Origin of the sequence: Limisphaera sp. VF-2 (genome assembly GCF_049537125.1) — a bacterium.
Taxonomy (GTDB): domain Bacteria; phylum Verrucomicrobiota; class Verrucomicrobiia; order Limisphaerales; family Limisphaeraceae; genus Limisphaera.
Map to the genome: position 1 here is coordinate 476,538 of NZ_JBMVQY010000003.1, position 12,193 is coordinate 488,730.

9 protein-coding genes are annotated in these 12,193 nt (G+C 66.3%); 7 read left to right on the forward strand and 2 right to left on the reverse strand.

Annotated elements, in window-relative coordinates; all coding sequences use genetic code 11:
* Positions 1 to 351 precede the first annotated feature (351 nt).
* The 7 genes from ACPDIT_RS11855 (at position 352) to ACPDIT_RS11885 (ending at position 8,980) form a co-directional block, all read left to right on the forward strand.
* On the forward strand, positions 352 to 2,850 hold the full coding sequence (locus tag ACPDIT_RS11855) for an ATP-dependent Clp protease ATP-binding subunit (protein WP_423443729.1): 2,499 nt from the start codon (positions 352 to 354) through the stop codon (positions 2,848 to 2,850).
* 969 nt (positions 2,851 to 3,819) lie between these two features.
* The gene (locus ACPDIT_RS11860; protein ID WP_423443731.1) at positions 3,820 to 4,602 is read left to right on the forward strand and encodes an MlaE family ABC transporter permease; all 783 of its coding nucleotides are present in this window, start codon (positions 3,820 to 3,822) and stop codon (positions 4,600 to 4,602) included.
* Complete coding sequence (locus ACPDIT_RS11865; RefSeq protein WP_423443733.1) at positions 4,599 to 5,345, forward strand: ABC transporter ATP-binding protein; 747 nt, start codon at positions 4,599 to 4,601, stop codon at positions 5,343 to 5,345. Before ACPDIT_RS11860 ends, ACPDIT_RS11865 begins: the two co-directional genes overlap by 4 nt.
* Positions 5,346 to 5,348: 3 nt before the next feature.
* Positions 5,349 to 6,344 carry an MlaD family protein gene (locus tag ACPDIT_RS11870; protein WP_423443735.1) on the forward strand — a complete coding sequence of 332 codons (996 nt, stop codon included), beginning with the start codon at positions 5,349 to 5,351 and terminating at the stop codon, positions 6,342 to 6,344.
* A gap of 8 nt (positions 6,345 to 6,352) precedes the next feature.
* Positions 6,353 to 7,378 carry a PIN/TRAM domain-containing protein gene (locus ACPDIT_RS11875; protein WP_423443737.1) on the forward strand — a complete coding sequence of 342 codons (1,026 nt, stop codon included), beginning with the start codon at positions 6,353 to 6,355 and terminating at the stop codon, positions 7,376 to 7,378.
* On the forward strand, positions 7,375 to 7,614 hold the full coding sequence (locus ACPDIT_RS11880; protein WP_423443738.1) for a hypothetical protein: 240 nt from the start codon (positions 7,375 to 7,377) through the stop codon (positions 7,612 to 7,614). Before ACPDIT_RS11875 ends, ACPDIT_RS11880 begins: the two co-directional genes overlap by 4 nt.
* A gap of 4 nt (positions 7,615 to 7,618) precedes the next feature.
* A complete protein-coding gene (locus tag ACPDIT_RS11885; RefSeq protein WP_423443740.1) occupies positions 7,619 to 8,980 on the forward strand; it encodes an FAD-binding oxidoreductase in 1,362 nt (453 codons plus the stop codon).
* Positions 8,981 to 8,999: 19 nt separating this feature from the next.
* Here the strand turns inward: ACPDIT_RS11885 and ACPDIT_RS11890 are convergent, their stop codons facing one another.
* Entirely contained in the window at positions 9,000 to 9,968 is a 969-nt protein-coding gene (locus tag ACPDIT_RS11890; protein ID WP_423443742.1) for a DNA-3-methyladenine glycosylase family protein, read from the reverse strand.
* Entirely contained in the window at positions 9,946 to 12,186 is a 2,241-nt protein-coding gene (locus ACPDIT_RS11895; protein ID WP_423443744.1) for a phosphatase PAP2 family protein, read from the reverse strand. Before ACPDIT_RS11895 ends, ACPDIT_RS11890 begins: the two co-directional genes overlap by 23 nt.
* Between the last annotated feature and the right edge of the window lie 7 nt (positions 12,187 to 12,193).

Genomic DNA, 12,193 nt, shown 5'->3' on the forward strand with positions numbered 1-12,193 from the left:
AAGAATGGATGCATGCGCGGCATGTTGGACGCGATCGTCGGATCAGGCCCTGGGTCCCGCACGCGGTGGCACGCGCCGACAGCGATCCATGGTGCGGCCGGGGATCCGAAGTGGCTGTTGTTGGGAGAGCAGGGGGATGCGGGGTGAGCGCTCTTCCGACCGTGCGCCAGGGTTTGGACGCACCGTGATCTGGCTCGGCCGTGGCAGGGGCGGCCACAGCTGCAGCTTCAGGGTTGGCGCGAATCGGCCGAAAAAGGAAGCGGTGCGGTGCAGACCGTCCCCTGCGTCGGGTCGGGCCGACGGCGGCGGCACTGGACAAAGCGGGCCGCATGGCGCAATTTGAGGGTGGCTATGAGCGAAGAGTCCATGAGCAATTTCACTCCGCGAGCGCAGCAGGTGCTGGCGCTGGCGCGGAAGGAAGCCGACCGATTCAACCACAATTTTGTGGGCACGGAGCATTTGCTCCTCGGTCTGCTCAAGCTGGGCCAGGGCGTGGCCGTCAACGTCCTCCAGCGCATGGGCCTCGACCTGGAATCCGTCCGGCTTGAGGTGGAGAAACTCGTGGGCACCGGCCCGGACCAGAAGATCATGGGCACCATCCCGTTCACGCCCCGCGTCAAAAAGGTCCTGGCCCTGGCGCAGAAAGAAGCCAAAGCGCTCAATCACACCTACGTGGGCACGGAACACATTCTGTTGGGCCTGCTCCGCGAGGGCGACGGCGTGGCCGCCCGCGTGTTGAAGAGCTTTGACGTGGATTTGGAGCAGACCCGGCAGGAGATCCTGCGCGAACTGGACCCCAACTTTGCCGCCCAGGAGGAACCTTCGCCCGGCGAACCGCAGGAGAAGCCGACGCCGGGGCGCAAGGCCGGCGAGGTCAAGACACCTGCGTTGAAGGCGTTCGGGCGCGATCTGACCGAGATCGCCCGGCGCGGGGAGCTCGATCCGGTCATCGGCCGACGCAACGAAATCGAGCGGGTCATTCAGATCCTCTGCCGGCGCACCAAGAACAATCCCGTTTTGCTGGGCGAGGCCGGCGTGGGCAAGACGGCCATTGTCGAGGGCCTGGCCCAGGAGATTGCGGCCGGCAACGTGCCCGAAATCCTGCGGGACAAGCGGCTCATCACGCTGGACCTGGCGCTCATGGTGGCCGGCACCAAGTACCGCGGCCAGTTCGAGGAGCGGATCAAGGCCGTGATGGACGAGATTCGGCGCTCGCGCAACGTCATCCTGTTCATTGACGAATTGCACACCATCGTGGGCGCCGGCTCTGCCGAGGGCACCATGGACGCCTCGAACATCATCAAGCCGGCGCTCAGTCGGGGCGAGCTGCAGTGCATCGGCGCCACCACGCTCAACGAGTACCGGAAGTATATCGAGAAGGACGCCGCCCTGGAGCGCCGGTTCCAGGCGGTGCGCGTGGATGAGCCGTCGCCCGAGGAGACCATCCTCATCCTCAAGGGGCTTCGCCCCAAGTACGAGGAGCATCACAAGGTCGAGTACACCGACAAGGCCCTGGAGGCGGCGGTGCGCTACTCGGTCCGGTACATCACCGACCGGTACCTGCCGGACAAGGCCATCGACCTGATGGACGAGGCCGGTTCGCGGGCACGCATCAGCACCATGATTCGTCCGCCCGAAATCAAGGCCCTGGAGGCCAAGATCGAAGAGATCAAGGCCGCCAAGGAACAGGCCATCAAGAATCAGGATTTCGAAGGCGCCGCCGCCATGCGCGACAAGGAGAAGCAGGCCAAGGAAAAACTGGAGGCCCTGCTGCGCGAGTGGCGGACCACCCGGGAGGAGAAGCGGGTCAAGGTGGACGAGGAAGACATCCTGCAGGTGGTGTCGAAATGGACCGGGATTCCCCTGCAGCGCATGGAGCAGGGCGAGATGCAGCGGCTCCTGGCCACCGAGGCCGAAATGGAGAAGGTCATCGTGGGCCAGCACGAGGCGGTGACGGCCATTTGCAAGGCGCTGCGGCGCTCGCGGGCCGATCTGAAGGATCCGCGTCGGCCCATCGGATCCTTCCTGCTCCTGGGCCCCACCGGGGTGGGCAAAACCCTGCTGGCCAAGACGCTGGCCGAGCAGTTGTTCGGCGACAGCAAGTCGCTGATCCAGCTCGACATGAGCGAGTACATGGAGAAGTTCAACGTCTCGCGCCTCATCGGGTCGCCGCCCGGGTATGTGGGCTACGAGGAAGGGGGCCAGCTGACCGAACAGGTCCGCCGCAAGCCCTATTCGGTGGTGCTGTTCGACGAGATCGAGAAGGCCCACCCGGACGTCTGGAACATGCTGCTCCAGATCCTCGAAGAGGGCAAACTCACCGACAACGTCGGCCGGGTGGTCAACTTCCGCAACACGATCATCCTGATGACCTCGAACGTCGGTTCGGAGATCATCCGGCGGCAGGGGACCATCGGCTTCGGGCCTACGAGCGAGGAACTGACCTACGAGCGAATCCGGGAAAAGATCCTCGACGAGGCCAAGCGCGTCTTCCGGCCGGAGTTCCTGAACCGGCTTGACGACGTGATCGTGTTCCGGCCGCTGAACAAGGCCGACCTCATCGCCATCCTGGATCTGGAGATCGGCAAGGTGCTCAGCCGACTGCAGCAACGGAACATCCGCCTGGAGCTGGACGCGGCTGCCAAGGAGTTCCTCGTGCAGAAAGGGTACGATCCGCAGTACGGCGCCCGGCCGATGCGGCGGGCCGTGGAGCGGTACCTGGAGGATCCGCTGGCCGAGGAGATCCTCCGCGGCACGATCCACGAGGGCGAGCCCGTGCAGGTGACCGTCGAGGGCGACAAGCTGGTCTTCAAGCAGAACGCGCCGGCGGCGGGTGCACTTTCGAGCTAGGGGCGCGCCCTCTGCTCGCGAACTGGCGGTCTCCTGCGGACTCCGCAGAGGACCGGCCCGCTGCAATGTCGCCCTGCAACCCCTTGGGCGCGTGCGTGAGGCCTCCTCGCTGCGCGCGTCCGGCAGCCCGTGCCGGCCCCAGGGCCGGTGAATCAAACCCGTGTCGCCCGGAGGTAGCGGCGTGGCCGCCGGGCCCGGACGATCCACTCACGGTTCGACCCACTCACGGTTGTTTGAGCGGAGCAGACCGCGGCCTTCGTGGGCAAATGGGTCGGGCCGGCCTGCCGGGTCGATCGGCAGGGTGCGCGGCCGGGGGACGAGCTCCGGGCGTAGCGGCCGGCTTTTCCCATCGGCGCGTTCCAAGCGAGGAAGTTCGGGGAGCCCGTCCCCGTGGCGTGACTCGGCCGCCGAGAATTCCGCGATTGCAGGCTGCGTGCTCGCGTTCAGTCCGGCACCCGGCTCGGCTTCCTGCGCTTCAGAACCGGCTCCCGAGTGAATTGCCCCACAAAGGAGGGGGCAACCAGGGCGCGGGCGCAGCCGTGGGCGTTTTCTGAACACCGGCAGCGAGAGGAGTACAGCCATGGACGAGCTCTAGGGCCCGGGAACCGGCCTTTGCCACGACGGGCCCGGTGAGCTGTCGTGGGCGGATGCGAACTGTGGGTCGGACAACCCTTGCGCCTCGAACCACGGGCTCGTGGTGCAATCCTTGTGGGGCTCGAAATCTCTCCGCAAGGGCCGCGTGGACTCTGCGGGAGGAGCCCCGCAAAGGATTTCCCCCATGGCAACAGGGCTGCTTTTGGGATTCCCTGCCCGCGCAGGTGCCCCTGGCGGGTCCGCAACTGTTTCGGCAGGCGCCTCAGGCCCGATCGGCGCGGGTTCCCCGGCTCCCGTGCGACCGGCGAGGGTGGCCGGGAGGCAGGCGGCGTCTTTTGCTTTCGGGGATGCGGGCGGTTTGCTAGAAGTGCGCCCATGCGCGTGGGCTGTGCTTGGTGGTCGGACTGGCTTTGCGGGCTGGGCCGGGTGGCTTTGCTGGCGCGCGAGGCGTTCGGCTCCCTGTTCCGCGGCCGGGCCAGTTGGCGGGACGTGTTGTATCAAGTTCATTTCATGGGCGTCAAATCGCAGTCGGTGATCCTCATCACCGGCGCGTTCACCGGCATGGTGCTGGCGGCGCAGACATTCTTTCAGTTTCACAAGGTCAAGATGGACACGGCGACCCTGGCGGTGGTGAGTGTGTCCATGTGCAGCGAGCTGGGGCCCGTGCTCACCGGGCTGATGGTGGCGGGCCGGGTGGGGGCGGCCATTGCCGCCGAGTTGGGCACGATGCGGGTGACGGAACAGATCGATGCCCTGCGGACCCTGGCCACGCATCCGGTGGATTACCTGGTCGTGCCGCGGTTACTGGCGGCGCACGTGGCGCTGCCGTTGCTGACTGCGGAAGCGATTGCGGTGGGCATCGGGGCGGGCTACCTGGTGGGGGTGGGTCTGTTGGGGATCGACCCGGCGTATGCCTGGCACAACATGCTGCGGTACACCGGTGCGGTGGACGTGGTGATCGGGCTGATCAAGGCGGTGATCTATGGCGGCATTGTGGCATTGGTGGGCTGCTACAAGGGTTTGAACTGCGGGCTGGGGGCCGAAGGAGTGGGGCGGGCCACCACGGAAGCGGTGGTCGTGGCGTCGATTTCGATTCTGGTGGCGAATTTCTTCCTGACACTCGGCTTGACGCCGCTGCTGACCGCCCTGGGGTTATGATCGAGGTGCGTCAGTTGACCAAGCGCTTTGGTCCGCAGACCGTACTGGAGGGGGTGGACCTTCGGATCGAGCGGGGGGAGTCGGTGGTCATCATCGGACGCAGCGGCTGCGGCAAGAGTGTGCTGCTCAAACACCTGATCGGCTTGTTGCAGCCGGATGCGGGATCGGTGTACGTGGACGGGCAGGACATCACGCGCATGGACGAGCGCAGCCTGCTGCAGGTGCGCCGCAAGTTCGGCATGTTGTTCCAGAACGCCGCCCTGTTTGATTCCCTCAGCGTGGCCGAGAATGTGGCGTTTGCCTTCCGGAATCAGCGCAACCTCACCCGCGCCGAAATCGCGCGGCGCGTGGCGGAGGCGTTGGAGCTGGTGGACCTGCCCGGCATCGAGCACAAACGCCCGGCCGAGCTCTCCGGCGGCATGCGCAAGCGGGTGGGCCTGGCCCGCGCCATTGTGTACCGTCCCGAAATCCTGCTGTATGACGAGCCGACCAGCGGCCTCGATCCCATCGTGGCCGATTCGATCGACCAGCTCATCATCCGCATCCGCGATCAGTTGCGGGTGACCAGCGTGGTGGTCACGCACGACATGCGCAGTGCCCGTCGGGTGGGGCATCGCGTGGCCATGCTCCACGACAAACGCATCTATGCCGCCGGGCCGACCGAGGAGATCTTTGCCTCGACCGACCCGGTCCTGCGGCGTTTCATTGATGGCGTGTCGGACCCGAAGCATCCGGACTTTTGAGCCATGGAGAACCGCTCGCTCGAATGGAAGGTGGGCCTGTTTGTAGCGGTGGGGCTGGTGTTGCTGGCCGGCCTGCTGGTCAGCTTCAGCAAGGGCGTCACGCGCTTCGCCCGCACCTACACGCTGCATCTGCGCACAACCGACATCGGCGGGATCAAACGCGGCGCCGCGGTTCTGATGGCCGGCTATCCCATCGGCAACGTCACGGACCTGCAGCTGGATCCGGAGGCCGGGATTGCCCGGCTGACGCTCCGGATCCTGCAGGAGTACCGCATCCGCACCAACGCCCTCTTTGTGATCGAGCAAAGCGGGTTTTTGGGCGACCAGTACGTGGCCATCTACCCGGGCACCAACGGCGCGGCCCGGTATTTCGAACCGGGCGAGGAGGCGGAATGCCCGCCCCCGTTCAACCTGCAACAGACCGCACGCGACGCCAGCGGGTTCATCCGTCGCATTGACCAGACGGCGCGGCGGCTGGATGCCACGATCGCGGACATTCGTCGGGTGGTGCTCAACGAACCCAATCTGGTGCAGGTGTCGAACACGCTCGATCAGTTGGGTCAGTTCTCCGGGCGCGCCGCACGGGCCATGGAACGCGTCGAGCATCTGCTGGATGCGCAGGCGCCCAATGTCGAGCTGGCGGTCAGCAATCTGAACTTCGCCACGGCCGAGTTCAGCCGGTTCACCCATCAGCTCAACCGGGTGTTGGAAAGCCACACGAACGAGCTCGCACAGAGCCTGGAGCGTCTGGACTCCATTACGGCCAACCTGGAGCAGATTCTGCAGGACCTGCGCGCCGGCCGGGGTGTGGCGGGCCGGTTGTTGACGGACGAGGAGCTGGCCGCACAACTGCAAAGCATTGCGCAGAATCTTTCGGTGACCACCAGCAACTTGAACCGACTCGGTCTCTGGCGGCTGCTGTGGAAGCCGCGACCGCCGCCGGAGCCCCGGCCCGCCTCGACGAAGCCCTTGCGGGCACCGCATCATCCCCATCCCTGAACCTCGTCATGACCCTCTGGATCATCCGCATTTTCTTCCTGGGGCTCTGTACCACGGCCGGTTACGCCATCAGTCAGTTGCGACCCGAGTACGCGGGACATCCGTGGCTGGGCCTGTTGCTGGGCTTCGGATTCGGCGGGCTGTTGATTGCGGTGGACGAGATGCTGAAGGGCTTTTCGTTGCGGGCGTTTTCCGCGGTGACCTTCGGGCTGATCCTGGGCATGGTGGTGGCCCAGCTCATCGATCATTCGGGACTGTTCGACAACGCCGATCCCACCACCCGCTGGCAGGTGCGGTTGGGGTTGTTCCTGGCCTTTGGATACATCGGCATGGTGCTGGCCATGCGCAGCAACAAGGAGGATTTCTCGCTGATCATTCCCTACGTGCGGTTCACGCCCCGCCAGGCGCCCGACAGTTTGATCCTGCTCGACACCAGTGTGATCATCGACGGCCGGATTGCCGAGTTGCTGGAGGCCAACTTTCTCCAGGGCACCGTGGTGGTCCCCCGGTTCGTGCTGCGCGAACTGCATCAGTTGGCCGACTCGGCCGACCCCGTCAAACGGGCGCGCGGCCGCCGCGGCCTGGAGATTCTCAATCGCATCCAACGCTCCAAACGGGCCGAGGTCCGCATCCATGACGCGGATTTTCCCGACGAGACGGGCGTGGACAACAAACTCATCCGGCTGGCGCGCAACCTCAACGCCCGTCTGTTCACCAACGACGCCAACCTGGTTCGCGTCGCCGAACTGCAAAACGTGCCCTGCGTGAACCTCCACGAGCTGGCCCGGTGTCTGCGCACGGTGCTCCTGCCCGGCGAAACCATCCGGTTGCGCATCGTGCGGGAGGGCAAGGAAAAACATCAGGGCATCGGTTACCTGCCCGACGGCACCATGGTCGTGGTCAACCACGCGCAACACCTGGTGGGCCAGGAGGTCATGGTGCAGGTGCAAAGCTCCCTCCAGACCGGGGCCGGCGTGCTGATTTTTGCCGAGGTGTTCTCCGAATCCCCCGCGCCGGGGAATTCCCGCGCATGAGACTGGTCACCATCGCCACCCTGTTGAACCCGGCCGAGGCCCACCTGCTGCGGTCGCGGCTGGAGACTGCGGGGTTTCACCCGCAGGTCGTGCACGAGGACGCGGCGCTGAGCCTGGGTGGATACGCGTTGGCCGCCGGAGGCATCCTGGTGCAAGTTCCCGAATCCGAAGCCCATGAAGTCCGCCAATTCCTTCGAACCGCCACGCCGGGCCCGGACGAACCCGGGTCCGCCTGAGTGGGTGTCGCAGCTGGTCCAATTACTCCCGCGCGGCGAGGTGCGGGTGGATCCGGCCACACTCGAGGCTCATGCCGGCGACAAATGGTTTGCGGCGCACCGACCGGACGCGGTGGTGCTGGCCCGCAGCACGGCCACGGTGGCGCGCACGCTTCGCTTTGCCAGCGAGCACGGGATCCCGGTGACCGCCCGGGGCGCGGGTCACGGCTACGTGGGCGGGTGCGTGCCGGTCCGCGGCGGCATTGTGTTGTCGCTGGTGCGCATGAATCGCATCCGGGAGATCCATCCCCGGGATTTCGTGGCCGTGGTTCAGGCCGGAGTGATCACCGCGCATCTGCAGGCCGAGGTGGAGAAACGGGGTCTGTTTTATCCCCCGGACCCGGCCAGCCGTGCCGACAACACCATCGGCGGCAACATCATCACCAACGCCGGCGGACCGCGCTGCCTCAAATACGGCGTCACCCGGGATTACGTCCTGGGGTTGGAAGTGGTTCTGGCCGACGGCACCGTGGTGCGACTGGGCGGCCGGACGCACAAGAACAAGACCGGGTTCGATCTGCATCGGCTCTTTGTCGGGTCCGAGGGCTTGTTGGGCATCGTGACCGAGGCCACGTTGAAGCTCCTCCCGCTGCCGCCGTTCCGGGCCAATCTGGCGGTCGGGTTTTCGGAGATGCGGGATGCAGTCCGCGCCCTGCATGCCATCTTGGAGGCGGGGTTCCTGCCCTCGGCCCTCGAGCTGGCCGATGCCTTTACGTTGGAAGCGGCCTGGCGCCGGACCCGCAGTGAACGACTCCGGGGCTGTCGCGCCCATCTCATCGTGGAGCTGGACGGCCAGGAACGGTCCGTCCGCGGCGAGGTGCGGCAGGTCCGACAGATCGTGCGCGCGCACCGGCCGCGGTTCATTCAGGTTGGCCTGGGGGCCGAGGCCTGTGAAGAGGTCTGGCAGATCCGACGCGAGTTCTCCTATGCCCTGCGGGATACCGGCCTGACCAAGCTCAACGAAGATATCGTGGTGCCGCGCAGTCGGTTGGAGGATTTGTTCGACTTCGCCGCCCGGCTGCAAAAGAAATACTGCATCCCGGTGGCCTGCTTCGGACACGCCGGGGACGGCAACATCCACACCAATCTCATGGTGGACTTCAACCAACCCGGGGCGCGGGAACGCGCCGATGCGGCGCTGGACGAATTGTTCCGCCAGGTGCTGGCCTGGGGTGGTGCCATCACCGGCGAACACGGCATCGGCCTGGCCAAGCAACGATGGTGGCCGCTGGCCGCCCCCCCCGAGGTGGTCGAACTGCACCGGCGAATCAAACGGGCGTTGGACCCGAAAGGGATTCTGAACCCGGGCAAGTTTTTGGAGATTTGAGGAGGCCGCCGGGCCGGCCTCAGGCTGCGATCCCCGGTGGCAGGGATGGGCGGCCGGACCGGGCCGCGGGCGTCCCAATGTCTTCCGCGGGCCGCCGCTGCGCGCGCAGTCGGCGATCGTGAAACAGATACTGCTGCGCATAGCCCGCGTACGGGCCGAAGTGGCGCCGACCGAACTCGGCCAGTCGTTCCGGCGAAACGCGTCGGCCGCGGAAGTAGCGCTCCCGGAGCGCACGCGCCACCCATGTGTCCACGGGAAAGGCCTCCAGGAAGCCCAAGCCGAACAAACAAACGCAGTCGGCCACCTTGGGGCCCACGCCCGGCAGCGCCATCAGGGCCGCGCGAGCCCCGGCGTAGGAACCCCGCCTCAGCGCGTCCAAATCCAATCGTCCTTCGACCACCGCCCGGGCCGCGGCGATCAGGTAGGGCGCGCGGAAACCCATGCCACACCGGCGCAGCTCGTTTTCACCCGCGCCAGCCAGTCGGTCCGGTCCCGGAAAGCTCCAGGCCGGCGGGTGATCCGGCGGCACCGACACCGGGTCTCCCCACCTCTGACACAGCCGCTCGATCACCTGTTGGATCTGCGCAATGCGTTTGCTGGTGGAGAGGAGAAACGAGGCCAGACATTCCCAGGCGGGTTGTCGGAGCACACGCAGTCCGCGCCAACGGCGGATCGCCGCTTGCAACTCGGGCTCCGTGGGAAAGGTCGCCAACACCGATTCCAGCGGCACCTTCAGTCGGAGATAGTCGACCAGCCAGTCCCAGTCGGCCACAGGCGCCGCGACGCGCGCGTGCACCCCTCCGGGAACCTGTCGTAATTCGACCCATCGGCCCGCGACCACGCCTTCCCAGCTCGAACCGCGACGGCGCCAGCGGAAGGCCTGGCCACAGCCGAGCGTGCTGTCCAGGTCGTAATCGGCCACGGCCCAAAAGCGCTCGGCCACCCCGGCGTCGGCCGGCGCAGTATCAACGCAGGGACCGACACGCATACAACTGGACCCATTGCTGGGGTTGGCCGCGCCACACCGCCGGGAACACGCCCAGACTCTCAACCTCCTCGAATTGGGCGAGCAGGGTGTCCGGAGGAGGTTGCGGCTGCGGGGCTTCCCAGCGCAGGGACGGATCGAACGGCCGGCGAATCCACTCCTTGAATCGCACCGGAGACTTCAGGCGCCGCACAAAGACGGCGTGGACCCCTTTCCGATTGCTGTAGCCGGGCCAGAAATAAAACTGGTTTTTCGGCCGGGGCGACGGCAGGCAGAACACCAGGGGATCCTCCGGCAACCCGGCGCGGGCCTCGGGCAGGTAAAACGTCATCAGGCTGGTGATGCCGTAGTGGTCGCCGATGATCAGGACCGGCCGACCCTCGGCCAACAACTTGCGTCGGGCCTCCGCAGCCAGCGCGGCGGTTTCCTTCCAACCGCGCACGCGATGCAGCGGGTCGAGGTTTTGGGGCAGGACCACCCCCGTGGCGCGCTGGAGCAGGCGGCTGTCGTGCATGGGCACCAGCATCAGAAGGCCGAGGGCCAATCCCACCGCGTAAGCGCGCCGATGCCAGGGCCGCCATTGGTTCCGCCGTTCCTGCCAGTACACCGCCGTCAGACACAGCAGCGGGAGGATGGACGGGGCAATCCAGTTCAGCATGACGCGCGAATGCAGCGTCCACAGCAGGTACACCAGAAACACCGGCAGGCCCATGCTGAGGGTGTACAGGAGCCGCGAATCCGTGCGCAGGTGGCGCAGTGTACCGATCACGGCCGTCACCATGGCGCCAAACCAAACCGGGTTCCACAAGGCCGCTTCTCCGGCCAGAAACTCCCCGAGGTAACGCAGGGTCGGGCGCCAGGGCTGTCCCAGGTTGGCGTCCTGGGCCACGTGTTGGGCCGTGACCCAGCCGTGCTGCCAGTTCCAGAGCAGGGGCGGCAGCAGACAGATCAGATTGATCAGCAGCGCAAGATACGGTCCGGGCCGGCGCAGATGCTGCCGGGCCGCGGGCCACAACGCGAACCACACTGCCCAGCACAGCCACTGCAACAGGGCGGTGTACTTGCTCAGGCTCCCCAGGCCCATCCAGAACCCGACCCAGAGCCAGTCGCGGGTGCGGCCCTCCGGCCCGGTCGCGCGCCAGCCGGCCACCATGGCCAGGGTCCAAAACAGCACGTTCCACGGATCCACGGTCATCAGGGTGCTTCCCACGGCCAACAGGGGCGTGGTGGCCACCATGAGCAGGAACAGAACCGCGCCGCGGGCCCCGATCCAGCCCGACAAAAACCGGAGCAACGTCCACCCCAGCACCGCTCCAATCAGGGGGGCGAAAAACCGAACCCCGAACTGCGTGTCTCCCCAGAGGGCCGTGCTGGCCCAGTGGCTCCAGGCGATCCAGGGCGGTTTGCTGTAGTACCCCAGCGCGGGTCGTTTCGACCAGAGCCACTGATACGCCTCGTCTTCGGAAAGCTGGATCAGGTCGCTGGCGACATACGCCCAGCGCCCCAGCAGGAGTGCGGCGATCAACAGGTAGCCGGCGCGCCGCCACTGGAGTTCTTCGGTCGTCGCACGGGTCGCGTCCGTCTCCGCCGTCGCCGCGGAATCCGGTGGACCGGTCTCGGGCCAGGGCGGAATCAGACGCGGACATCGCGCGTACCAGAGCGGAAACCAGCGCCGACCGATGCGGTCCCATACTTCACCGGCCGCCCACAGGCCGGCCAGCGCATACCCGCTGCCCAGGATCGCGCCGGCCAACACGTCGGAGGGATAATGCACGCCGTTGTACACCCGGGAAAACGCCACCGCCGACGCCAGGGGCACCATGAACCGCCAACTGCGGCGATAGTACAGTGCCAGGATCGTTGCTGCCGCGAACCAGTTGAACGCGTGGCCGGACGGCATGCTCTTGCCGCGGTTTTGTCCACTGCCCACGCGGGATTCAACGCCTTCGAGCGCTGCGAACGGACGAGGGCGGCCGACGGCCTTTTTGATCGTGTTGCAGACCAAACCGTCTCCGGCGGGCAGCAACAGCAACAGCATCAGAAGACAAAGACGCGCCCGGCGACCGCCTCTCCAAAGCATGCACGCCGCCAGGAGGATGACGGCCGGATAAAACAGCGGGTGCCCGCTCAGGATCGGCATGAGCCAGTCGAAGAACGGGTTCCGCAGATGTTCATACACCAGCCGGAACAGCGCCGTATCCAGTGCCACCAACGCGTCCATGCGGCGC